Origin of the sequence: Micromonospora sp. NBC_00821 (assembly GCF_036347035.1) — a bacterium.
Lineage (GTDB): Bacteria > Actinomycetota > Actinomycetes > Mycobacteriales > Micromonosporaceae > Micromonospora > Micromonospora hortensis.
Genome location: NZ_CP108880.1, coordinates 6,191,898 through 6,215,060, shown reverse-complemented (window position 1 = coordinate 6,215,060; position 23,163 = coordinate 6,191,898). Strand labels below are relative to the sequence as shown.

The 23,163-nt window shown below is 71.3% G+C and carries 19 protein-coding genes; 10 read left to right on the top strand and 9 right to left on the bottom strand.

The window, feature by feature from the left end; all coding sequences use genetic code 11:
• Position 1 precedes the first annotated feature (1 nt).
• A complete protein-coding gene (locus OHB44_RS28510) occupies positions 2-1,441 on the bottom strand; it encodes a hypothetical protein (protein ID WP_330438863.1) in 1,440 nt (479 codons plus the stop codon).
• Positions 1,442-2,041: 600 nt separating this feature from the next.
• Here OHB44_RS28510 and OHB44_RS28505 point away from each other — a divergent pair.
• Entirely contained in the window at positions 2,042-3,814 is a 1,773-nt protein-coding gene (locus OHB44_RS28505; protein ID WP_330438862.1) for a glycoside hydrolase family 6 protein, read from the top strand.
• A 110-nt stretch (positions 3,815-3,924) separates the two neighbouring features.
• On the opposite strand, the gene OHB44_RS28500 is transcribed toward OHB44_RS28505, so the two are convergent.
• From OHB44_RS28500 to OHB44_RS28480, 5 genes are all read right to left on the bottom strand, one after another.
• The gene (locus OHB44_RS28500; RefSeq protein ID WP_330438861.1) at positions 3,925-4,311 is read right to left on the bottom strand and encodes a hypothetical protein; all 387 of its coding nucleotides are present in this window, start codon (positions 4,309-4,311) and stop codon (positions 3,925-3,927) included.
• A 120-nt stretch (positions 4,312-4,431) separates the two neighbouring features.
• Positions 4,432-4,740 (bottom strand): hypothetical protein, encoded by a 309-nt coding sequence (locus OHB44_RS28495; protein WP_238684482.1) that lies wholly within the window; start codon positions 4,738-4,740, stop codon positions 4,432-4,434.
• A 16-nt stretch (positions 4,741-4,756) separates the two neighbouring features.
• Positions 4,757-6,415, bottom strand: coding sequence for a sodium:solute symporter family protein (locus OHB44_RS28490; RefSeq protein WP_238684483.1), 1,659 nt, complete (start codon positions 6,413-6,415; stop codon positions 4,757-4,759).
• Positions 6,416-6,613: 198 nt separating this feature from the next.
• Entirely contained in the window at positions 6,614-7,657 is a 1,044-nt protein-coding gene (locus tag OHB44_RS28485; protein ID WP_330438860.1) for a hypothetical protein, read from the bottom strand.
• Between the two features lie 11 nt (positions 7,658-7,668).
• The gene (locus OHB44_RS28480) at positions 7,669-8,262 is read right to left on the bottom strand and encodes a hypothetical protein (RefSeq protein WP_238670584.1); all 594 of its coding nucleotides are present in this window, start codon (positions 8,260-8,262) and stop codon (positions 7,669-7,671) included.
• Between the two features lie 286 nt (positions 8,263-8,548).
• Between OHB44_RS28480 and OHB44_RS28475 the strand changes: the two genes are divergently transcribed.
• The 7 genes from OHB44_RS28475 (at position 8,549) to OHB44_RS28445 (ending at position 17,036) form a co-directional block, all read left to right on the top strand.
• Positions 8,549-10,915: a sensor histidine kinase gene (locus OHB44_RS28475; protein ID WP_266304572.1), complete on the top strand. Its 2,367-nt coding sequence runs from the start codon at positions 8,549-8,551 to the stop codon at positions 10,913-10,915.
• Positions 10,915-11,337 carry a roadblock/LC7 domain-containing protein gene (locus OHB44_RS28470; RefSeq protein WP_112584065.1) on the top strand — a complete coding sequence of 141 codons (423 nt, stop codon included), beginning with the start codon at positions 10,915-10,917 and terminating at the stop codon, positions 11,335-11,337. The genes OHB44_RS28475 and OHB44_RS28470 overlap by 1 nt, the downstream gene beginning before the upstream one ends.
• A complete protein-coding gene (locus OHB44_RS28465) occupies positions 11,327-11,716 on the top strand; it encodes a DUF742 domain-containing protein (RefSeq protein ID WP_330438859.1) in 390 nt (129 codons plus the stop codon). Before OHB44_RS28470 ends, OHB44_RS28465 begins: the two co-directional genes overlap by 11 nt.
• The gene (locus OHB44_RS28460) at positions 11,697-12,299 is read left to right on the top strand and encodes a GTP-binding protein (protein WP_238684487.1); all 603 of its coding nucleotides are present in this window, start codon (positions 11,697-11,699) and stop codon (positions 12,297-12,299) included. The genes OHB44_RS28465 and OHB44_RS28460 overlap by 20 nt, the downstream gene beginning before the upstream one ends.
• A gap of 87 nt (positions 12,300-12,386) precedes the next feature.
• Positions 12,387-13,424: a lactonase family protein gene (locus OHB44_RS28455; RefSeq protein WP_266304573.1), complete on the top strand. Its 1,038-nt coding sequence runs from the start codon at positions 12,387-12,389 to the stop codon at positions 13,422-13,424.
• A 157-nt stretch (positions 13,425-13,581) separates the two neighbouring features.
• On the top strand, positions 13,582-15,339 hold the full coding sequence (locus OHB44_RS28450) for a substrate-binding domain-containing protein (protein WP_238684489.1): 1,758 nt from the start codon (positions 13,582-13,584) through the stop codon (positions 15,337-15,339).
• Positions 15,340-15,554: 215 nt separating this feature from the next.
• Positions 15,555-17,036 carry a sugar transferase gene (locus OHB44_RS28445; protein ID WP_442932630.1) on the top strand — a complete coding sequence of 494 codons (1,482 nt, stop codon included), beginning with the start codon at positions 15,555-15,557 and terminating at the stop codon, positions 17,034-17,036.
• Positions 17,037-17,043: 7 nt separating this feature from the next.
• On the opposite strand, the gene OHB44_RS28440 is transcribed toward OHB44_RS28445, so the two are convergent.
• Positions 17,044-18,174, bottom strand: a complete 1,131-nt coding sequence (locus OHB44_RS28440; RefSeq protein WP_238684490.1) for a PP2C family protein-serine/threonine phosphatase — start codon at positions 18,172-18,174, stop codon at positions 17,044-17,046.
• A gap of 58 nt (positions 18,175-18,232) precedes the next feature.
• Between OHB44_RS28440 and OHB44_RS28435 the strand changes: the two genes are divergently transcribed.
• On the top strand, positions 18,233-18,898 hold the full coding sequence (locus tag OHB44_RS28435; RefSeq protein WP_266304574.1) for a MarR family winged helix-turn-helix transcriptional regulator: 666 nt from the start codon (positions 18,233-18,235) through the stop codon (positions 18,896-18,898).
• Between the two features lie 28 nt (positions 18,899-18,926).
• Here OHB44_RS28435 and OHB44_RS28430 read toward each other — a convergent pair whose 3' ends face one another.
• Positions 18,927-20,531, bottom strand: coding sequence for a PP2C family protein-serine/threonine phosphatase (locus OHB44_RS28430; protein WP_266304575.1), 1,605 nt, complete (start codon positions 20,529-20,531; stop codon positions 18,927-18,929).
• Positions 20,532-20,657: 126 nt separating this feature from the next.
• On the bottom strand, positions 20,658-21,896 hold the full coding sequence (locus tag OHB44_RS28425; protein WP_330438858.1) for an ROK family transcriptional regulator: 1,239 nt from the start codon (positions 21,894-21,896) through the stop codon (positions 20,658-20,660).
• 78 nt (positions 21,897-21,974) lie between these two features.
• On the opposite strand from OHB44_RS28425, the gene xylA reads away from it, so the two are divergent.
• The gene (xylA, locus tag OHB44_RS28420; RefSeq protein WP_210784534.1) at positions 21,975-23,162 is read left to right on the top strand and encodes a xylose isomerase; all 1,188 of its coding nucleotides are present in this window, start codon (positions 21,975-21,977) and stop codon (positions 23,160-23,162) included.
• Position 23,163: the final 1 nt, after the last annotated feature.

The following is a 23,163-nucleotide window of genomic DNA, read 5'->3' as shown; positions in this document are numbered from 1 at the left end:
GTCAGACGAGCGAACCATCGGTCCGCCGACGACGCATCAGCACGATCCCGCCCAGCGCGGCAGCGCCGAGCAGGCCAGCCCCGCCGGTGGCCAGACCCCGGTCGGTACCGGTGCTGACGCCACCGTCACCACCGTCGACACCGCCGTGCGGCAGCACGACGAGCTCGCCCTCGCCGCAGGAGCCCTTGAGCTCGTAGCGACCCGGCTTGGCGTCCTTGTCGACCTTGGCTTCGCCGTAGTAGACGAACTCGCGCTCCTCGTCCCAGTCACGCTCGTCCGAGCCGCGCTCGTCCTTGCCGTAACCGCCACGCTCGTCCGAGCCGCGCTCGTCCTTGCCGTAACCGCCACGCTCGTCCGAGCCGTGCTCGTCCTTGCCGTAACCGCCACGCTCGTCCGAGCCGTGCTCGTCCTTGCCGTAACCGCCACGCTCGTCCGAGCCGTGCTCGTCCTTGCCGTAACCGCCACGCTCGTCCGAGCCGTGCTCGTCCTTGCCGTAACCGCCACGCTCGTCCGAGCCGTGCTCGTCCTTGCCGTAACCGCCACGCTCGTCCGAGCCGTGCTCGTCCTTGCCGTAACCGCCACGCTCGTCCGACCCGTGCTCGTCCTTGTTCTCCCAGCCCTTGTCGGAGCCGTTGTCCGAGCCGTACTCGGAGCCGTGCTCGTCCTTGGAGTCCCAGCCCTTGTCGGAGCCGTTGTCCGAGCCGTACTCGGAGCCGTGCTCGTCCTTGGACTCCCAGCCCTTGTCCGAGCCGTACTCGGAGCCGTGCTCGTCCTTGGACTCCCAGCCCTTGTCCGAGCCGTAGTCCGAGCCGTGCTCGTCCTTGGACTCCCAGTCCTTCTTGTCTTCGTCCTTGGAGTCCCAGTCCTTCTTGTCACGGCCCTCTTCGGCGTCCTGGCCGTGCTCCTCGCCCTTCCAGTCCTTGCTGCCCTCGTCGCCGTAGGCGTCGGCGGCAGCGCCGCCACCCTGGCCGCCCTTGCCGTTCTCGTCCTTGTGCTCGTCCTTGCCCTTGTCGTCCTTGCCGTGCTCGTCCTTGCCGTTCTCGTCCTTGCCTTCGTGGTCCTTGCCCTTGTCGTCCTTGCCGTTCTCGTCCTTGCCTTCGTGGTCCTTGCCGTTCTCGTCCTTGCCGTGCTCGTCCTTGCCCTTGTCGTGGTCGGAGGAGTTCTCCTCCTCGCGCCACTCGCGGTCCTCACCCCGGTCTTCATGCGCCGGCTTGAGCTTGACCTTGCCGGTGACCTTGGACCACACGTACGCGTGCTCCTGCCGATCCGGGCAGATCTCGAGGAGCTTGACCTCGTCGCCAGCCTTGACGACGTGCGGCTTGGCGTAGACCTTGCCGTCGTCGTGGCCGTCGGCGAACGCGATCCCCGGTGCGAACACCAGGAGCGACGCGCCGCCGAGCGCGGCGCCCGCAACGACCTTCCCGAGCATCTTCTTAGCCATGACCTGCGTCACTCCATCCCTGTTGTCCTGAGCTCGGCGACAACCGAGCTAAGACCGACGTTAGACCGTTTCATGACTTATGAAGTGAAAGATTCGCGTTTTACCTTTGATCCAAGTAAGAGGTGAAGGGGTGGTACGCGGCTTTCGTTGCGCTGAGCGTCGTGTCAGGCGGCTCGGAGCCCTGTGGGTGTGCCATGGCGTTCCGCGCTTCCCGTGCCGGGCCTGCCCGGTCAACCGGTAGCGGCGGGTCCGAGCGGCGCGTGCCGGTCGGGCGCACTCGGAGGTATCGTCCGAAACGGCTCCGGCAACACATCGAGCCATTGCCATGGAAGCGCTCCCATGCAAGAATCGGCGGACGCGGTTCAGAGAGCCATACCGTGCAGGCAGGGGAGTCGAGGGCACCCGGTTTCACCGGGCGACGCACCCCGCCGCCGATCGACCGGCCGACGCATTGGCCGGGCACCACCACCACCATCGCCCGTCCGGGTCGGGCGCCCCCCAAAGAATCCCGTGGTGCCGACGGCCGTCCGTGCAGGACGCCCATCGGGCCGTCCCGCCGGGCCGTACCTGGGCCCGGTCTCGCCCAAGGAGATCAGTGGCATGAATGTGTGGAGAAGGCTAACCGGCCCACGCCGGGCCCTCGCGCTCGCCGGCGCGGGTGCCCTGGTCGCCGGTGGGCTCGTAACGATTCCGGTTACCGCGGCGCAGGCCGCGACGCAGTGCGACATCGCGTACACGAGCAATGACTGGCCCGGCGGTTTCACCGCGAGCGTCACCATCAAGAACGTCGGCGACGCGCTGAACGGCTGGACGCTGGGCTGGACCTTCGCCAACTCCAGCCAGCGGGTGCAGCAGGGCTGGTCGGCCACGTTCACCCAGTCCGGCAGCCAGGTCACCGCCCGGAGCCTGTCCTACAACGGCACCCTGGCCACCGGCGCGTCGACGAGCATCGGCTTCAACGGCGCGTGGAGCGGCAGCAACCCGAAGCCGACCTCGTTCACCCTGAACGGCGTGGTCTGCAACGGCGGCACCACTCCGCCGACCGACCCGCCCACCGACCCGCCGACCGACCCGCCGACGGATCCGCCGACCGACCCGCCCACCAACCCGCCCGGCACCAAGGTCGACAACCCGTACGTCGGGGTGCGCGGCTACGTGAACCCGGAGTGGAAGGCCAAGGCGGACGCCGAGGCCGGCGGAAGCCGCGTCTCCAACAACCCCACCGCCGTCTGGCTGGACCGGATCGCCGCGATCAACGGCACCCCGGACAGCAGCTCCAACGGCGCCTTCGGGGTTCGTCAGCACCTGGACGAGGCGCTGCGCCAGGGCGCCGGTTACATCCAGTTCGTGATCTACAACCTGCCCGGCCGGGACTGCTCCGCGCTCGCCTCCAACGGCGAGCTGGGCCCGGACGAGCTGCCGAAGTACAAGGCCCAGTACATCGACCCGATCGCCGCGATCCAGGGCGAGTCGAAGTACAGCAGCCTGCGGATCATCAACATCATCGAGATCGACTCGCTGCCGAACCTGGTCACCAACACGTCCGACCAGGCCGGCGGCACTGTCATGTGCGACACGGTCAAGGCCAACGGCGCCTACGTCAACGGTGTCGGCTACGCCCTGGCCAAGCTGGGCGCGATCGGCAACGTCTACAACTACATCGACGCAGGCCACCACGGCTGGCTCGGCTGGGACTCCAACTTCGTCCCGACCTCCAACATCCTGAAGACCGCAGCGGTCGCCTCCGGCAGCACTGTCAACAACGTGCACGGGTTCATCACCAACACGGCGAACTACTCGGCGTTGCAGGAGCCGTACTTCAAGGTCACCGACAACGTGAACGGCCAGACGGTGCGGCAGTCCAAGTGGGTCGACTGGAACTTCTACGTCGACGAGCTGTCGTTCGCCCAGGCGTTCCGCAACCAGCTGGTCTCGGTCGGCTTCAACTCCAACATCGGCATGCTTATCGACACGTCCCGTAACGGCTGGGGCGGCTCCGCCCGGCCCACCGGTCCGGGCGCGACGACAAGCGTCGACACGTACGTCAACGGCGGCCGCATCGACCGCCGGGCCCACCTCGGCAACTGGTGCAACCAGGCTGGTGCCGGTCTCGGTGAGCGGCCCCGGGCCACCCCGGCGACGGGCATCGACGCCTACGTCTGGGTGAAGCCGCCGGGTGAGTCGGACGGCTCCAGCAAGGAGATCCCGAACAACGAGGGCAAGGGCTTCGACCGGATGTGCGACCCGACGTACGGCGGTAACGCCCGCAACGGCAACAACCCGTCCGGGGCGCTCGGCGACGCGCCGATCTCCGGTGCGTGGTTCTCCGCCCAGTTCCAGGAGCTCATGCGCAACGCCTACCCGGCGCTCTGATCGGGTAGCTCACGCACCAACCCGCTGCCAGTGGTTGGTGAGGCACTGTTGGCAGCAGGTTCCCCCCGGGTCCCCGGCTCGACCGTCACAGGTCGGGCCGGGGACCCCCCTTAGGGCACTGTGCGTTCGATCGCCGCCCGGCCCTGCTCGGCCAGGTCACGGCGGGCCTTCTCCAGGTTCTCCGGTGTCAGGTCCTGCCCGCGGGCCATCACCAGGTCCTCCGGCTCCCAGGGCTGCTCGCCCCCGGTGCGGATGTTGTCCCCGCCGGCGCCGGTGCCCGTCCCGGTCGCCCCGGTGCCGGCGGCGTACGGGTCGCCGATCAGCTCGTCGGTGTCCGGTGCGAGATCGGCCGGTCGGCTGCGGGGTTCGGCGAAGCCCGGTGTGTCCCGGTCCGGGCCACCTCCGGTCCGCAGTTGCGACACGGTGGCGTCATCGTCCACCGCCGAGGCCACCTCGGGGCTGTCCTCCAGCGGCGGTTGGCGATCGCGATCGGTCATGGTGCTGCCTCCTGTGTCCGACACGGTGCCTGATTTCCCCCACGTACCCCTTCGTGCCGCGCTCATGCCGCACGGCCCGGCGGTCGGGCCGGGCCGTGCTCAATCCGTGCGGTCAGATGCTCAGGCGTCGGGCTGCTGCTCGTTCGGGTCCGGCGCTTCGGCTGGGCGCCACCACTGCCAGAGCAGCATGAGCAGACCGAAGGCGAGCATCGCCAGCCCGGCCCACAGGTTGATCCGTACGCCCTCGGCCTTGTCGATCTCGGCCCGGCTGTCGAAGATGCCGATCAGCGTCACGATGACCCCGTACGCGACGAAGAGGCCACCGATCACCCGGCGGATGTCGAACAGCCGGGCCGCGGCGGAACGCCTCTGCTCCGCCTGCGCCTCGTCGATCAGCGGGTCCTGTGCCGGCTGGCCGTCGTTGCTCATCTGCCGACCCCTTTCCTTAGAAGACCGGGATGTAGAAGAGGGCGGCCAGCGCGACCGCGATCAGACCGAGCAGCACCGGGGAGCGGTACCAGGCGGCGTCCCCCGCGAGCACGTCGCCCTTCAGGTCGACGCCGCCCATGCCGTACACCAACCCGCGCAGTTCCTCGTCCCGCTTGGGTGAGGTGAGCGGGGTGACGATCGCGGCGACCACCACCGCCGTGACGAACGCCAGACCGGCACCCCAGAAGCTCTCCTCCAGGTCGGAGTTGAAATGGATGACCCCGCCCTTGTAGAGCAGGTAGAGGCTCAGCGACACCAGGGTGCCCAACAGCAGCGACCAGAAGCCGGCCAGCGCGCTCATCCGCTTCCAGAACATGCCGATGATGAACGTGGCGAACAGCGGCGCGTTGAAGACGGAGAAGAGCGCCTGGATGTAGTTCATGATGTTGCTGAACCCGGCCGCGATGAACGCGGTGCCGATCCCGATCACCACGGCGGCGACAGTCGCCCACCGGCCGACCCGCAGGTAGTACTCGTCCGACCGGTCACGGCGGATGTACGCCTGCCAGATGTCGTAGGTGAAGACGGTGTTGAAGCCGCTCACGTTGGCCGCCATGCCGGCCATGAACGAGGCGAGCAGGCCGGTGACCGCCACCCCGAGCACGCCGTTGGGGAGCAGGTCGCGCATCAGCAGCGGGATGGCGTTGTTGTACTGCAGGTCGCCGCTCTCCGCGCCGAGGCCCTTCACGGTGACCAGGGCCACCAGGCCGGGGATGACAGTGACCAGGGGGATGAACAGCTTCGGGTACGCGGCGATGATCGGCGTGCGCCGGGCGGCGCTCATGTTCTTGGCCGAGAGGGCCCGCTGCACCTCGGCGAAGTTCGTCGTCCAGTAGCCGAACGACAGCACGAAGCCGAGACCGAAGACGATGCCGATCCAGTGCGCGCCCAGCGGGTTGGCAGTGCTGCCGGTGTCCTGCCACGCGTGCAGGCCCGCCTCGCCGAGTTTGGTGTCGCCGACCGCGTCCATCAGGCCGTTCCACCCGCCGACCTTGACCAGGCCGATCACTGTGACCGGGATGAGGCCGGCCAGGATGACGAAGAACTGGAGCACCTCGTTGTAGATCGCCCCGGACAGGCCGCCGATGGTGATGTACGCCAGCACGATCGCCGCGCCGACCACGATCGCCGTCCAGAGCGGCCAGCCGAGCAGCGCCTGCATGACGAGGGCCAGCGCGTACAGGTTCACGCCGGCGATCAGCACCTGGGCGACGGCGAAGCTGATCGCGTTGAGCAGGTGGGTGGGGCGGTTGAACCGCAGCCGCAGGTACTCCGGCACGCTGCGGACCTTGGAGCCGTAGTAGAAGGGCATCATCACGATGCCCAGGAAGACCATCGCCGGGACCGCGCCGATCCAGTAGTAGTGGACCGTCATCACGCCGTACTGGGCCCCGTTGGCGGCCATTCCGATGATCTCCAACGCGCCCAGGTTCGCCGAGACGAAGGCGAGACCGGTCACCCAGGCGGGCAGGGAGCGGCCGGAGAGGAAGAAGTCGACGCTCGTCCGGATGGCCCGGCGCGCGGCGAAGCCGACCCCGAGGACGGTGACGAAGTACAGCGCCAGGATCAGGTAGTCCAGGCCGTTCATGTTGAGCCGGAGACCGTCGCCGTCCATCCCGTCACCCCTCGTCCCGACGTCCGCGCTGGTTGGTGTGCGCGCGCCCTATTACCCCGTCCGCGCCGTTTCACTCGCGGAGGTCGAGACCGCCGTGTTCGGGCCCTGTCGAGTGGTCTGGCGGGGTTGGCGACTGTCGGCACGCACGAGGGCGCCCCGGCCGGTTTCGGCCGGGGCGCCAGTGGTGGTGCTGTGTACTCAGCGACCGAGTACGCGGTCCAGGAAGTCCCGGTAGTTGCGGACCGCCATCCGCAGTTGCTCGGTGTCGGCCGAGCCGGCGTCCTGCCACCCGCCCAGGGTGCTCTTCTGAGCGGCGAGCGCCGAGGAGAGGGCCTGGATGGCCTCCTCCACCAGTGACTGCGCCTCACCGGCAGCCGCCTGTGGGTCGTCGACGAAACGCAGCTGCACGTCCCGCCAGCGGTCCCGGAAGCCCTGCGCGGTGTCCGTGTCGAGGAGCGTGGCCGGCTCGGCCGCGACCGTCGACCCGGCGGAACGGGACGTTCCGGCGGACTCCAGCGTGGGGCTGGTGTCGTCGCCGGGGACCGGTTCGCCGTCCGCGTCCGGGTCGACCATCTCCGGTGTCGCGCTGCCGTAGCCGGCCGCACCCGCCGCGGCGGCATCGCGGTCGCCGGTCAGATCGACGCGCCGCTCGGGGTCGCCGTCAGTGCTCCCCGGCGGAACGACGGTCCGCGCGGACCTGTCCGCGTCGGTGCGGTCGTCGAGATCGGTGCTGTCGTCGACGTCCGCGCTGTCGTCGACATCAGTGTCGCGGCGATGCAGCTCGGCGGTGGGGTCGGCGCGCAGACCCTCCCGCTCGCCGTCCTCGGCGCCGTCGCCCGGCTGGGCGGTCCGCTCGGCCCTCGGGTCCGGCTGATCCTGCGGGTGCGGGCTGGCCAGCGCGGAGGCGGCCACCGCGTCGGCCACCGTGGTGGCGCCGAACGTGGTCGGCAGCGGCCCCGGCTCGTGGAAACCATCCTCGTCGGTGGACCGGTCGTCGCGCCGGTGGCGCGGGTCGGCGTCGTCGGTCAGCTCGTCGTCGGCCGGGTCGTACGCGGCGTCCCGGTCGGTGTCGTTGGCCCGCTCGTGGGCGGTGGTCTGGTCGTCGAAGGTGCCCCGCTCGTCGAGGGCGTCCTCCGGGACGTCGGAGCGGCCGGCCCGGTCGCCGGCCGGGGGTACCGGCACGGGCGCGGACCGGACGGCCTCCGGGTGGTCGTTGCTCACCTGCTGCTCTTCCTGGCGCATCGGTGGCCTCCTCAGCGGCTCGTGGCGTCGTGGTCCGGGTGGTGGCGCTGTTCGGGAGTGTGGTGGCCGACCGGCTCCTCGCCCAGCAGGTCGGCGAAGAGTGCGCGGTAGTGCACGACCGCCTGCCGCAGCTCCTCGGTGTTGGCCTCGCCCCGGGAGTTGCGCAGGTGGATCTCGTGCGCGTCCCGGTAGTTGGTCAGGGTGCGGGCGTGCTCGACGGAGAGGTGGGCGATCTGGTCGGAGAAGTCACCGGTCGGGTAGCCCTGCTCCTCGATGAGCCGGGTGACCAGTTCATCCGCGTCGCCCACGGTCTCGCCGGGGGAGTCGATGAAGCGGACCTGGAGTTCCTCCCAGGCAGCGGCGTACCGGGCCCGGGACTCCGGGGTGAGTGGGGTGAGCGTGAGCTCGGCATGCCGGCGTTCCCGGTCGCGCAGTTCGCGCTCCGCGGCGGACCGGCTGTCCTGTTCCGCCACCACCCGGTCGTACTCCGGTCCGAACCGGTTGCGCAGGGCCCGGCGGTTGTTGAGCGAGCGGGCGGCCACGGCCAGCACCGCGACGATCACCAGCACGACGAGCACGATGACGACTATCTGCGTGGGCGACATGGGCTCCTCCTTCGTCATCTGCTATTCCCTCCGCGCAGTGATCGCCAATCCCGATCCGAGGCACTTTCCTGACGAGGGGCGCAACTACTCACCGGCCAAAACCTGATTCATCCCAGATGAGGCGCATGGGCGGTGGAGACACGGGCGGTAGTGAAACAGCCTCCGATTACGTATCCTGCCCAAGGCGCCCGCGCCGGTGCCCGGCGACGCGGCCGGGCTCGCAGCCGGCAGGCGCGGTGCTCGGCAGCGCCGGCACCCTCCTGCCACCCTGTACGGGCGAGGTCTGATGAAAACCCGCGACTGGCCGATCCGCTCGAAGCTGACCGCGTTGGTCGTCGCGCCGGTGACCGCGCTCCTGGCACTGTGGATCTTCGCGACCACGCTGACCTTCGGTCCCGCACTGAACCTGCTCTCCGCCCGCACCCTGTTGTACGACCTGGGTCGCCCCGGCGAGACAGTCGTCACCGAGCTGCAACGGGAACGTCGACTCTCGGTGGTGCAGCTCGCCGGTAACTCCGAGCTGCCCGCGCTCGCCGAGCAGCGCGGGCGCACCGATCGGGCGATCGCCGAACTGCGCCGGCGGGTGGACGGAGAGCCGCTGCGCGACGCCGCTGACGACCTGCTGGAAACCCGGGTCGACCAGCTGGTCAATACCCTGGCGGCGCTGCCGGACGGGCGGAAGTTCATCGACCAGCGCAAGGTGGACCGCGCCGGCGCCATCGGCCTGTACAGCGGCATGGTCTCGGCGGCCTTCCAGGCGTTCGCCGGCATGGCGACCCTGACCGACCCGGACATCAACCGGCAGGCCCTGGCGCTCACCGCGCTCGGTCGCTCCCGGGAACTGCTCGGCCAGAGCGACGCGCTGCTGGCCGGCGCGCTCACCGCCGGACGGTTCGCCGAGGGGGAGCACACCCAGCTCGTACAGGCCATCGGCAACCAACGGTGGCTCACCGAGAGCGCCGTGGCAGACCTGCCCGCGAGTAGCCGGGTCGCGTACCAACGGTTGACCGAGAGCGAGGCGTTCACGCGGCTGCGCAGCATGCAGGACGCGCTGGTCGTACCGAACCGGTCCGGCCGGCCGACTGTCGACGCGGCGGCCTGGCAGGCCAGCCAGGACGCGGTGCAGCAGCAGTTGCGGGACTTCGAACTGTCCGAGGCCGACGCTCTCGCCGACCGTTCGGTGCCGATGGCGGTCCGCATCCTGGTGCGGCTGGCCGCCGCCGGCGTACTCGGGCTCGTCGCTGTCGTCGTCTCGGTGCTCGTGGCGCTGCGGGTCGGCCGCACCCTGGTCCGCCGGCTCAGTGGCGTCCGCACCGCCGCGCTGGAGCTGGCCGAGCACCGACTGCCCGACGTGGTGGCCCGGTTGCGCCGTGGCGAGCAGGTCGACGTCGCCCGGGAGGCGCCGCCGCTGGAGTACGGCCACGACGAGATCGGCGAGGTCGGGCGCGCCTTCACCGAGGTGCAGCGCACCGCCGTCCAGGCCGCCGTCGACGAGGTCACACTGCGTCGCGGGCTCAACGAGGTCTTCCTCAACATCGCCCGACGGAGCCAGAGCCTGGTGCACCGTCAGTTGCACCTGCTGGACCGGATGGAGCGGCGTAGCGAGGACCCGGACGAGCTGGCCGAACTGTTCCAGGTCGACCACCTGGCCACCCGGCTGCGCCGACACGCCGAGGATCTGGTCATCCTCGCCGGCTCCGCGCCCGGCCGGGGTTGGCGGAACCCGGTCGCGATGGTCGACCTGATCCGCGGCGCGATCTCCGAGGTCGAGGCGTACGAACGAGTGGACGTCAAGGCCGTGCAGCCGGCCGGCGTGCTGGGGCGGGCGGTCGGCGACATCATCCACCTGCTCGCCGAGCTGGTCGAGAACGCCACCGCCTTCTCCCCGCCGGACACGCGGGTCACCGTCACCGGGGCCCAGGTTGCCAACGGGTACGCCCTGGAGATCACCGATCAGGGGTTGGGCATGTCCGACGCGGCACTGGAGACCGCCAACACCCGACTGGCCAGCTCGCCCGAGTTCGACCCGGCGCAGAGCGCCCGACTCGGCCTGTTCGTGGTGGCCCGGCTGGCGGCCCGGCACGGCGTACGGGTGCGGTTGCGCCCGTCCGGCGAGGGTGGCGTGACCGCCGTGGTGGTGGTCCCCGGCGACCTGGTCACCACCGAGCCGCCGGCCGGCCCCGACCCCGCCACGCTCGGTACCGCTTCGGCCGACCCAAGCCGGCGGTTGGCTCGGACGGCGCGCCGGGGCGCTGTCACCCGTCCCCGTACCCGCCCGCCGACGGCCCCGTCCGCCAGCACGGCCCCGCCCGCCCCACCCACCGGAGCGCCGACCTCGGCCATCCCGCCCGCCAATGGGCGCGACGAGGGATCGGCGACCTCCGACGAGCCGGAGGACGAGCTGGATGGCCTGCCCCGCCGGGTGCGACGTCGTACCCCCGCCGCCCAGCCCCGGTCGACAGTCACCGACACGCCGTCGCCCCGCTCGCCGGAGGAGGTCCGCCAGGTGATGGCGGCGCTCCAGGCCGGCACGGCCCGCGGACGTGCCACCGCCACCACCCCGACGGCGCCAACCGGCCCGACGGCTCAGGCGGCCCCCACCGACCCGCCGACGACCCCCGAACCCCCGACCGTGACTGAGAGGGACGCCTAGTGCGGCATTCGACGAAGCAGAGCGCCGGCCTGGACTGGTTGCTCGACGAACTGGTGCAACGGGTACCGGCCGCCCGCGAGGCGGTGGTGCTCTCCGCCGACGGCCTGCTGCTCGGCTGCTCGGCCGAGCTGGAGCGCTCCGACGCCGAGCACCTCTGCGCGCTGGCCGCCGGCTTCTCCAGCCTCGCCCGAGGCGCCAGCCGCCACGTGGACGGCGGCCCGGTCCGGCAGACAGTGGTGGAGATGGAGGCGGCGTACCTCTTCGTCACCGCCGCCGGGCAGGGTGCCTGCCTGGCCGTGGTGAGCGACGCCGACGCGGACATCGGGCTGGTCGCGTACGAGATGGCGATGCTGGTGATCCGCGTGGGGGAGAGCCTCGCCGCGCCGGCCCGATCGGCAGCGGGTGCCGGAGATGCGGACTGAGCCGCCCGGGCCGCAGCACGAGTGGCTGGACGGTGAAGCCGGCCCGGTGATGCGCCCGTACACGCTCACCGGAGGCCGAGTGCGCTCCGCCGTCGACGATTTCAACCTGGTCGCGTTCGTGTTGGCCGGTTCGGACGTCGACGCGACGAGCCATTCGCATCTGCTGCCGGAGCATCGACGGCTGGTCATGTTGGCCCACCGGCCGGTGTCGGTGGCCGAACTGGCGGCCGAGCTGGACCTCGCGGTCGGCGTGGTCCGGGTACTGCTCGGTGATCTCCTCGCCGAGGGCCTGGTAGCGGTGCACGAGCCGCCGGCCGCCGGCATCCTTCCCGACGACGACATCCTCAAGGCGGTGGTCAGTGGACTCCGTGCGCTATGACCAGGTGGGCACCAGCACCACGATCCCACTGGCACTGAAGATCCTCATCGCGGGAGGCTTCGGGGCTGGCAAGACGACGTTGGTGAGCGCCCTGAGCGAGGTCCGTCCGTTGCAGACCGAGGAGGTGCTGACCGGTGCCGGGATCGGCACCGACGACATCTCCGGCGTGGAGGGCAAGTCCACCACCACTGTGGCGATGGACTTCGGCCGAATCACCATCAACGACGACCTTCAGGTCTACCTGTTCGGCACGCCGGGGCAGGACCGGTTCTGGTTCCTCTGGGACGAGCTGGCCTTCGGCGCGCTCGGCGCGGTGGTGCTCGCCGACACCCGACGGTTGGCCGACTGCTTCCCCTCCATCGACTACTTCGAGCAGCGGGGAATCCCGTTCGTGGTGGGCGTGAACTGTTTCGACGACTCCCGCCGATTCAACCTGGAGACCGTACGCCGAGCGCTGGACCTGGACCCGGAGGTGCCGATGGTGCTCTGCGACGCCCGGGACCGGCAGTCCGGGAAGATGGTGTTGATCTCTCTGGTGGAGCACGTGGCCCGACAGCGCGGCGAGCCGGTGCCGGCGGCCTGAGATCCGGGCCGGAAAGCGGGTTAACGGGCCGGCAACGCGGGCAGCCTCTGGTTGGATCAACGAAGGATGCCGGCGGAGGAGTTGCGCGTGAGCGGTCAGGGTGAGGTCGTCCACATCGGGGGTTACACGGCGCAGAGCGGCGGGCGGGGCAGCGGCATCGTCGCCGCTCGTCGAGACCCGAGGACCGGGGCGCTGACCCCGCTCGGCACTGTGGCGGTCACCCCGTCCCCCTCCTTCCTGGTGCGGCACCCCACCCAGCCGGTGCTCTACGCGGTCAACGAGCTGACGGACGGCGAAATCAGCGCCTGGCGGGTCGGGGCGGACGGCGCTCTGGACCCGATCGGCAGTCGGTCGACCGGCGGCGCCGAGCCCTGCCACCTGGCGGTGTTGCCCGGCGGGGGTCACCTGCTGGCTGCCAACTACGGCAGCGGCAGCATCGCGGTCTTCCCGCTCGACCAGCAGGGCGCGCCCGGCGAGCGCACCGACCTGGTGGTGCACGAGGGGCACGGCCCCGACCCGGAGCGCCAGGACCACGCCCACGCCCACATGGTCTCGCCCGGGTCCGGCCCGGGGCCGATCTTCGGCGTGGATCTCGGCACCGACTCGGTCTACCGGTACGACCTGGACGAGGCGACCGGACGGCTGGTGCCGCGGGCGCCCCGGATGCGTACGAAGCCCGGCACCGGCCCCCGGCACCTGGCCCGGCACCCCGACGGGCGGCGCTGCTACCTCGTCGGTGAGCTGGACGCCTCGGTCACCGCCTACGAGCTGACCCACGACGGCGCGTTGCACCAGCGCGGGCGGGTAGAGGCGAGCGAGCGCGCCGGTCACGTCCAGCCGTCGGAGGTCGCTGTCGCCCCGGACGGCCGGTTCCTCTACGTCGCCAACCGTGGGGTGGGAACCGTGGCGGTGTTCACACTGACCGGGGAGCTGCCCGAGTTGGTGGCCGAAGTGGACACCGGCGGGGAGTGGCCCCGGCACTTCGCCCTCATCGGGGAGCACCTCTACGTCGCCGACGAGCGGGCGGACATGGTGCGGGTGTTCCGGCGCGACGCGGACACCGGTGTCCTGGAGGCGGTTGGCGAGCCGGTGCCGGTGCCGAGCCCGACGTGCGTGCTGCCCTGAACGATGGTTTAGAGACGTGAGGGCGGCACTGGTTTGGCGACGCCGTGAGGCTGCCTCGTCACTCTGTGTTGCGAAAAGGTGGTCAACTGTTTCTCCTCCGTAACTTTAGTCCGAACGGATGTGGCAGAGACGGCACCTAGTACGCAAGATGGTCACCGTGTCAGCAGGCCGCCATCGCATGCGTTCGAAACTCCATCTAGCCGCCGCCGCCGCAACGGCGGGGGTGCTCGTCGTGACGACGGGCGCGTGGTTCGGCTACCAGGAGTTGATCCAGCCCAGCTGCTCGGGAGAGATCCGACTCGCTGTGGCGGTCGCCTCCGAACTCGCGCCAGCGGTGGACGCCGCCGCCTCCCAGTGGGTCAAGGACGGCGCCGCGGTGGGCCCGACCTGCATCCGCGTCGACGTGTCCGCGTCCGACCCGGTCGACGTGGCGGCCGTGGTGGCCGCCAAGCACGGCGCCGTGCTGGCCGGCGTGGGGCAGGCCAGCGGCACCGCGGTCAGCCCCGACGTCTGGGTGCCCGACTCCTCGACGTGGCTGCTGCGGTTGAAGAAGGACGCGACGGCGTTCGCGCCGACCAACGGCCAGTCCATCGCGCGCAGCCCGATCGTCGTCGCGATGCCCGAGCCGATCGCCACCCGGCTGGGCTGGCCGGACAAGAAGTTCACCTGGACCGACCTGCTCAAGCAGGTCACCAACACCGGCGCGCCACTGCGGACCGGGATCGTCGAGCCGACCCGCGACGCGGCGGGCCTGTCCGGTCTGCTCTCGCTGACCGCCGCCGCCAACGGCGCCGGCGGCGACGCCCAGCGCAACACCGTCGGCGCGCTCCGCGCACTGGCCACCGGGCGCTCCTCGCTCCGCAACGACCTGTTGGCCCGCTTCCCGACGGCCAACGACACGACGTCCATCGCCAGTGGTCTCGGCGCGGCGGCGCTGTCCGAAGAAGACGTGATGGCGTACAACAGCAAGAAGCCGCCGGTGCCGCTCGCCGCGCTCTACATGGAGCCGGCGCCGATGCCGCTGGACTACCCGTACGCGGTGCTGCCCGGCATCGAGCCGAGCAAGGCGTCGGCCGCCAAGGTGCTGTTCGAGCTGCTCACCAGCCCGACCTTCCGTGACCGGCTCGCCGCGCAGTCGCTGCGCGCGCCGGACGGCAACTGGGGCGAGGGATTCAAGGCGCCGCAGGGTGCCCCGAGCCCGTCCGGCGGCGCGCCGACCGCACCGGCGAACGGCGGCACCGCGGCGGGTGGCCTCGACCCGGCCGCCATCCAGCGGGTCGTCTCCAGCTGGTCGATCGCCACCCAGTCCGGTCGGATGCTCGCCGTCATCGACGTCTCCGGCTCGATGAAGGACCCGGTGCCCAGCGCCAACAACCGCAGCCGGGAGGAGGTCACCGTCGACGCGGCCCGTCGCGGCCTCGGCCTCTTCGACGACTCCTGGTCGATCGGCCTGTGGACCTTCTCCACCCAACTGGTCGGCAACCGGGATTACCGGGAGCTGGTCCCGATCGGGCCGCTCTCCGGCCAGCGGGCCCAGTTGGAGGGCGCGCTCGCCACCGTCAAGCCCTCCAGCGGCGACACCGGCCTCTACGACACCATGCTGGCCGCGTACCAGGCGGTGCAGGAGAACTGGCAGCCCGGCCGGGTCAACTCGATAGTGCTGTTCACCGACGGCAAGAACGAGGACAACAACGGCCTCAACCAGCAGCAGCTGCTCGCCAAGCTCAAGCAGATCGCCGACCCGGAGCGGCCGGTCCAGGTCATCATGATCGGTATCGGCGAGGGCGTCAGCAAGGCAGAGCTGGAGTCGATCACCAAGGTGACCGGTGGCGACGTCTTCGTCACCAAGGACCCGAGCGAGATCGGCAGCATCTTCCTCAGCGCCATCGCACGGCGTCCCCCAGCGCCACGCTGATCCGACGCTCAGACGTCCGAGGGCCTGCCGTACCGTCGATTCGGTGTGGCAGGCCCCTTTCGGCCACCAGTTTGTTGAAGAAAAGTGACGGCAATACGTCGGAAGCAATCGGCAGTCATAGTTGTCAAGGCAGGATGTCGACTGTTCCGGCTTAGTCGGTCCGCCTCCGGTCCGACCCGTCGGCCGGGGCCATCCTGTACAGAGTGGGAGGGCCGGTGAGCGTGGCGACACTGTTGACCCCCGCCACGTCGGCGGAGCCCGATGGTCGACGCGCCGGGTTTGTGGCGCGTGCCGACGAACGGTCCTACGTCCGGGTCCTGGTGGTGCTGGACACCACCATCCTCATCATCGCGCTGCTGATCGGGTACGTCGCGCGTTTCGGTGACGACGAGCCGACCGGCTCGGAGATCCCGTACGTGCTGGTCGCCCCCGGGTTGGTGCTGGCCTGGCTGATCTCGCTCAAGGCGCTCGGCTGCTACGACGACCGGGTGATCGGCTACGGGGCGGACGAGTACCGGCGGGTCAGCTCCGCCAGCCTGCGCCTGGCCGGGGCGATCGCCATCATCGGTTACATCGCCGACGTCGGCGTCTCCCGGGGCTTCCTGGGAATCTCCTTCGCGGTCGGCACCGTCGGGCTGGAGGTGGCGCGGTTCGCCGCCCGCAAGCGACTGCACCGGGCCCGCTCGCTGGGCGCCGGCTGGTCCCGCAAGGTGCTGGTGGTCGGCGACACCGCCCACGTGTTGGAGTTGGTCCACACGCTGCGCCGTGAGCCGTACGCCGGCTACCAGGTGGTGGGCGCCTGCATCCCGGACGCGCTGCTCGCGCCGGTGGCGCAGCGGCTGGGTGACGTGCCGGTGGTGGGGTCGTTCCGGGGTATCCCGGAGGCCGCCACCGCGATCGGCGCGGACACGGTCGCGGTGACCGCCTCCGGTGAGCTGACGGCGACCCGGCTGCGCCGCCTCGGCTGGCAGTTGGAGGGGACCGGCATCGACCTGGTCGTGGCACCCGCGCTGACCGACGTCGCCGGCCCGCGCATCCACACCCGCCCGGTCGCCGGCCTGCCGCTGATCCACGTCGAGGCGCCCGAGTTCCGCGGCGTCCGCAAGCTGGTGAAGGGTTTCGTCGACCGGTCCGTCTCGTCGCTGGCGCTGGCGGTGCTGCTGCCGCTGATCGCGTTCATCGCGCTCGCCATCAAACTGGACAGCCGGGGCCCGGTGCTGTTCCGACAGGTCCGGGTGGGCCGGGGCGGGCAGGAGTTCGGCGTGTTCAAGTTCCGCACGATGGTGGTGAACGCGGACGCGCTGCTCGCCGAGTTGACAGCGCGCAACGAGACCGACGGCCTCATGTTCAAGATGCGCCACGACCCCCGGGTGACCCGCGTCGGCCGGCTGCTGCGCAAATGGTCACTGGACGAGCTGCCACAGCTGGTCAACGTGCTGCTGGGGCAGATGAGCCTGGTCGGGCCCCGCCCGCCGCTGCCCTCGGAGGTGGCCCGCTACGACGGTGACGTGGCCCGACGGCTGCTGGTCAAGCCCGGCATGACCGGCCTGTGGCAGGTCAGTGGCCGCTCCGACCTGAGCTGGGAGGACGGCATCCGGCTCGACCTGTACTACGTGGAGAACTGGTCCCTCGCCGCCGACCTCACGATCCTCTGGAAGACCTTCGGAGCGGTGCTGAACGGCCGGGGCGCTTACTGACCACCGGTCACGGTTGCGGGCCGGTCCAGTCCAGGCAGACGACCACCGCGTCGTCGACCAGGTCACCGGCCACGAACGCGCGCAGATCACCGATCAGCGACCGGACGGCGTCCAGGGGTGCCATCGGCCCGGTCCGCCGCAGGAACCGGTCCAGTGCCGTCTCGCCGTAGCGCATGTGCTGACCAGTGGCCTCCACCACGCCGTCACTGACCACGAAGACCCGGTCGCCGCGTTGCAACGGGAACTTCTGCTCGTGATAGTCGGTCGCCTCGAACATGCCCAGCGGGAACTGCGCCTCCAGGGGCTGCTCGGTGACGTCCCCGTCGCGAAGCAGGACCAGCCGGGGCGACCCCGCGTCCACCACTGTCATCATCCCGGAGCGCAGGTCCAACTCCATCAGCAAGGCGGAGAGGTGCTGCTCGCCCCGGTACAGGTCGTAGATGGCCTGATCGGCGAGGGCGGCCTGGTCGGCCAGGCTCAGCCCGGCCCGACGCGCGTTGCGCAGCGCGTGGGTGGCCAGCGAGGTGAGCAGGGAGGCGGCCACCCCCTCACCGGTGCCGTTGATGGTGGACAACCAGACCCGTTCCCCGTCGTCGGACCAGTCGAAGCTGTCGCCGCGCACCGCGTACGCCGGCTCCAACTGCCCGGCCAGGCTGAACGAGGGACGGATCCGGCTGCGGCCGGGGAGCAGATCCCACTGCATCTCGGCGGCCAGGGTGAGGCGTTGGGTGCGCCGGGCCGCCAGATAGACGTCGGTGCCGGCGGAGACCGCCGCCACCTCGTGGGCGAGTGCGGTGGCGATCTCGGCCAGCGCGGCGACGACGTCCTGGTCGTCCGCAACGGGTGACAGGCGCAGCACCCCTCGACGCTCGCCACGCATGGTGACCGGGAACCAGGCGGTGCCGTCGGTCAGTATCGGCGACTGGTGGTCGAAGGCGCGCCAGGCCGGGTGCCCGGGGCTGGTGATCGAATCGTCGTCGCCGAGTGGCAGCAGCTCCGCGAGCCGGTAGTCGACCTGGTAGAGCTCGACGTCGGTGATGCCGTACGACTCGGCGAGCACGTCCCCGATACCACCGACAAGCCGGTCAGCTGGTGTCTCGTTCAGGGCACGTCGTGCCCGATTGACCGGTTCGCTCATCGTCAGTCCTTCACTGAAAGCTCGACCACCAGGAGGTTCGGAGTACTCTCGGGCCACCATGGCCGAACAGAACCGTCCGACGGACCCTGAGACGAGTATGGCTGCCGCGCTGGATGCGGCGGCCGCTGCCCTGCTGGGCATCTGGGAGTCTGCCCGGGAGGGGACCGCGAACCGCGTCTCCGGTGCCCAGTTGCGGGCGGTGATGGTGGTGGAACAGTACGACGGGATCAACCTGCGCCGGCTCGCCACCCGACTCGACATGCTGCTCAGCTCCGCCAGCCGTCTCTGCGACCGGCTGGTCGCCGCCGGCATGCTGGAACGCGAGCCGGGCCGCTTCGACCGGCGGGAGATCTCGCTGCATCTCACCCCGGAGGCCCGCCGGCTGGTCGCCGAGCTGCGGGCCGACCGCCAGGGCCAACTCGCCGCCGTGCTGGCCGGGATGAGCCGGGAGGGCCGCGACGCGCTGCTGCGCGGGATGCGGGAGTTCGACGAGACCGCCCGACGCCAGCAGGCGCAGCACGCGCCGGCGTCGGATGAGTCGACGGGCCAGGGGGACTGGCCGGGCGACCCGGACCGGCCCGGTGGGCGGCCGGATGACTGGTCGGGCGATTCGGATCGGCAGATCCAAACGGGGTGGACGGGTTCGTCGGGCGGTCCGGAACGATCGGTCGGCACCACGAGGGAATGGCCGGCCGGCGGCCCGCCGGTGGCGCGTACCGCCTGATCGAGCCGGCCCGGCGGTCGCCCGTCGGTCACGCCGAGGCGCCCACGGCCAGCATCGCGATGTCGTCGTGGGCCTGCCCGCCCAGCCAGTCGTCGACCGCCCGGAGCACCTGGTCGATCAGCGCCGCCGGCGGTTGCCCGGCCGCCGCCACGAGCGCGGCCCGCAGCCGGGCCTCGCCGAACATCGCCGCGTCACGCGGACCGCGCGCCTCGGTCACCCCATCGGTGTACGCGAGCAGCAGATCGCCCGGATCGAGGTGCACCCGGGTCTCGGCGAACCGTGCGGCCGTCAGCGCCCCCACCGGCATGCCACCGACCGGGACCGGGGTGACAGTGCCGTCGGTGGTGACCAGCAGGGGCGCCGGGTGACCCCCGCCGGCGATGCGGAGGTCCAGCCCGGCCGGCCCCCGGTCCAGGGAACCGAGCAGCAGGGTGGTGAACTGGTTTCGCCGTGCCGCGTCCGGCGCGTCGAGCAGTGCCTGGTTGAGCAGGTGGATCAGCTCCAGCGGGCGTTGCTCGACGAGTCGCAGCGTCTGCAACGACTGGCGGACCCGGCCGGTCAGCACCGCCGCGCCCACGCCCTTGCCGCACACGTCGCCGAGCGCGAACAGGGCGCCGCGGGGGTGCGGAAACACCTCGTAGAAGTCGCCGCCGATGCGCAGGGTGTCGCCCGCTGCCCGGTAACCGCCGGCCAGGCTCACACCGGGCACGACGGGCAGCTCGGGCGGGAGCAGACTGGTCTGCAGCACCCGGGCCAGGTGGGCCTGCTCACCGTGCAGGTCGGCGGTGGCCAGCGCGGCACCCGCGCGGGCGGCGAACTCCCGGGCCAGCTCCACGTCGCGCCTGTCGAAGCCGGCCCGCCCGGCCCGACGGATGAGCAGCAGCGCACCGGCCGACCCGCCAGCGCTGAGCAGCGGGCTGACCAGCACCATGCCGGCGGGGTCGAACTCGGGCGGAAGCAGGTCGGCCACGTCGGTGAGCGGGACGTCCGGCCAGGGGCCCGGCTCGGCCCGGTCGCCGGCCAACGCTTCGGCCAGCCCGGGCACGGAGCTGGTCAGCGCGGGGCTGGCCAGCCCGGTGATCGGGGCAGGCTCGCCGTCGGCGTACCGGATCCATCGGGCGTGTGGCTCGGCCGGCGCGGTCGGTCGGGGCAGTGCCACCGCGACGTCGGCCAGGTAGGGAACGGCGAGCGTGGTGGCGGCCAGGAGGACCTGGTCCCGGTGCAGGGCCAGCGCCAGCCGACTGCCGGCCTGGGCGAGGAACGCGGTGCGGGAGCGTTCGGCGAGCAGGGCCTCGGCGCGGGTGTGCTCCTCGGTGACGTCGCGGACGTACCACGCCCATCGGGAGCCGGCGAGTTGCCGTCGGACGCCGCGCAGTCGCCGGCCGTGGTGGTCGGCGTCGAAGCGGTCAGCGCCGCTGGCGACCGCCCGGGCCAGGGCTGCCACCGGGCAACCGGCCAGTTCGGTGCCGGCGTCGATCTCCGGGATCAACTCGGCCGCCATGGCGTTGACCAGGGTGACCCGACCGGTCCCGTCCGTTGTCAGCACGGCCTCGGCGAGCCCGTCGAGCAGCTCCCGGGCCAACCGTTCGTCGGCCGGCAACGGGGTGCCGCCGGGTTGCTTGGTCGTGGTCACCGCCGGACGCCGGCTCGCGTCTGACGACGTGTGCGCATGCTGCTTCTCGACTCCTCACCGGGGATCGTTGCCTGAGAGCAAGGGTACCGATTCTCCCCGACAGCGGCGCACGGCGCGGGGTGGCGATCAGCCGGCGCGGGCCAGCCAGCCGGCGGGCTGGGCGACGATCCGGCGGGCCACCGAGCCGGCGGCGCCCACCGCGGCGGCCTCCGCGCCGAGCGTCGACGGGCGGACCGTGACCGGCGACCAGGCCGCGGTGAGCACCCGGGCGCCGATCTCGGCGAGGACCGGGGGACACAGCCAGGGTGCGAGCGCCGCGTAACCGCCACCGAGCACCACGGTGTCCAGGTCGAGCAGATTGACGACGCTGGCCACCGCGACGCCGAGCGCCGTTCCGGCGTCGTGCAGCGCCCGCAGCGCATCGGCGTCGCCGGCCTGGGCCAACTCGGCCAACCGGGCCGTCGCGGTGTCCGCGGGAAGCTCCGCCCGGGCCAGCCCGGCGGCGGCCACGATCGCCTCCTGGCCGGCGTACTGCTCCAGGCAGCCCTGCCCGCCGCAGCGGCACGGACGGCCCTCGGGGTGCACCGGAAGGTGCCCTATCTCGCCGCTCCACCCGCGTACGCCGCGAAACAGCGCGCCGTCCAGCACGATGCCGGCGCCGATGCCCACCTCTCCGGAGATGTGCAGGAAGCTGGACGGGCCGGGTGGCTGAGAGTGCAACTCGCCGAGCGCCGCGAGGTTGGCCTCGTTGTCCACCACCAGTGCGGGGATGCCGGGCACCTGCTCGATCAGCGGAGGGTGCTCGGCGAGCAGCGCGGGCACCGGCACGTCACGCCAGCCGAGGTTCGGCGCGAGCCGGACCAGCCCGGCGTCGTCCACCAGGCCGGGCACCGCCAGCGCGGCCCCGACCAGGGTGAGGCCGTCCTCGGCAGCGTCCTCGCGGGCTGCTCCGGCCATCTCGACAAGGAGGGCCAGGGCGTCGGCGGGGGCCACCGGGCGCAGGTCGGCCCGGTGGACGGTGCGGTGCCGGACCTGGCCGGTGAGGTCCACGACGCAGACCGCCAGGTAGTCCACGTTGACCTCCAGGCCGAGCCCGGCCGGCCCCTGATCGGCCAGGACCAGTCCGCGCGCCGGGCGGCCGGCGCCCGAGCGGGGCGCGGGGTCGGACTCACTGACCAGCCGGCCGGCGAGCAGGTCCTCGACCACCGCGGACACTGTGGCTCTGGTCAGGCCGGTCGCTGTCGCCAGGTCGGCCCGGGAGGGAGGTCGGTCGGCCGTGGCGATTCGGCCGAGGACCAGGGCGAGGTTGAGCTCGCGCAGGCTGCCCTGACGGACTGCGCCGGCCGGGGCGTGGGTGAGGCTCACCCCTTGACAGTGCCATAGGGTGGGCAAATAATTCAATCGCTGAACAAATAGCGGACAACACCACCCCGGAGGTCGCTCATGGCACCCCGTCCCACCCCCGCCGACAAGTTCTCCTTCGGGCTCTGGACCGTGGGCTGGCAGGCCCGCGACCCGTTCGGTGACGCCACCCGTCCCGAGCTCGACGCGGTCGAGGCGGTGCACCGGCTCGCCGAGCTGGGCGCGTACGGCATCACCTTCCACGACGACGACCTGATCCCGTTCGGCGTCGACGCGGCCACCCGGGACCAGCACATCGCCCGGTTCCGCAAGGCCCTCGACGAGACCGGCCTGGTGGTGCCGATGGTCACCACCAACCTCTTCACCCACCCGATCTTCAAGGACGGCGGCTTCACCAGCAACGACCGCGACGTCCGCCGCTACGCGCTGCGCAAGGTGCTGCGTCAGGTCGACCTGGCCGCCGAGCTGGGTGCCAGCACCTTCGTCATGTGGGGTGGCCGCGAGGGCTCCGAGTACGACCTCGCCAAGGACGTCCGCGCCGCCCTGGACCGCTACCGCGAGGCCGTGGACCTGCTCACCCAGTACTCCATCGACAAGGGCTACAACCTGCGGTTCGCCCTGGAGCCCAAGCCCAACGAGCCGCGCGGCGACATCCTGCTGCCGACCATCGGGCACGCGCTCGGTTTCATCTCCCAGTTGGCCCACCCGGAGCTGGTCGGCCTCAACCCGGAGGTCGGCCACGAGCAGATGGCCGGGCTCAACTACGCCCACGGCATCGCCCAGGCGCTCTGGCAGGGCAAGCTGTTCCACCTGGACCTCAACGGCCAGCGCGGCATCAAGTACGACCAGGACCTGGTCTTCGGCCACGGCGACCTGATGAACGCGTTCGCCCTGGTGGATCTCCTGGAGAACGGCGGCCCCAACGGCGGGCCGGCCTACGACGGCCCCCGGCACTTCGACTACAAGCCGTCCCGCACCGAGGACATGGACGGGGTGTGGGCCTCCGCGGCGGCCAACATGAGCACCTACCTGCTGCTCAAGGAGCGGGCAGCGGCGTTCCGCGCCGACCCCGAGGTGGTCGAGGCGCTCGCCGCCAGCAAGGTCGGCGAGCTGAGCACGCCGACGCTGGGCGACGGCGAGGGCTACGAGGAGCTCCTGGCCGACCGGTCCGCGTTCGAGGACGTCGACGTGGACGCCGTGGCCGCCCGGGGCTTCGCCTTCGTCCGGCTCAACCAGCTCGCCGTCGAGCACCTGCTCGGCGCTCGCTGAG

Coding starts and splice junctions, on each gene's coding strand:
- OHB44_RS28475 (WP_266304572.1), top strand. CDS start 8,549: ATGAAAACCCGCGACTGGCCGATCCGCTCGAAGCTGACCGCGTTGGTC.
- OHB44_RS28490 (WP_238684483.1), bottom strand. CDS start 6,415: ATGGACGGCGACGGTCTCCGGCTCAACATGAACGGCCTGGACTACCTG.
- xylA (WP_210784534.1), top strand. CDS start 21,975: ATGGCACCCCGTCCCACCCCCGCCGACAAGTTCTCCTTCGGGCTCTGG.
- OHB44_RS28465 (WP_330438859.1), top strand. CDS start 11,327: ATGCGGACTGAGCCGCCCGGGCCGCAGCACGAGTGGCTGGACGGTGAA.
- OHB44_RS28495 (WP_238684482.1), bottom strand. CDS start 4,740: ATGAGCAACGACGGCCAGCCGGCACAGGACCCGCTGATCGACGAGGCG.
- OHB44_RS28485 (WP_330438860.1), bottom strand. CDS start 7,657: ATGCGCCAGGAAGAGCAGCAGGTGAGCAACGACCACCCGGAGGCCGTC.
- OHB44_RS28480 (WP_238670584.1), bottom strand. CDS start 8,262: ATGTCGCCCACGCAGATAGTCGTCATCGTGCTCGTCGTGCTGGTGATC.
- OHB44_RS28440 (WP_238684490.1), bottom strand. CDS start 18,174: ATGAGCGAACCGGTCAATCGGGCACGACGTGCCCTGAACGAGACACCA.
- OHB44_RS28510 (WP_330438863.1), bottom strand. CDS start 1,441: ATGGCTAAGAAGATGCTCGGGAAGGTCGTTGCGGGCGCCGCGCTCGGC.
- OHB44_RS28435 (WP_266304574.1), top strand. CDS start 18,233: ATGGCCGAACAGAACCGTCCGACGGACCCTGAGACGAGTATGGCTGCC.
- OHB44_RS28500 (WP_330438861.1), bottom strand. CDS start 4,311: ATGACCGATCGCGATCGCCAACCGCCGCTGGAGGACAGCCCCGAGGTG.
- OHB44_RS28505 (WP_330438862.1), top strand. CDS start 2,042: ATGAATGTGTGGAGAAGGCTAACCGGCCCACGCCGGGCCCTCGCGCTC.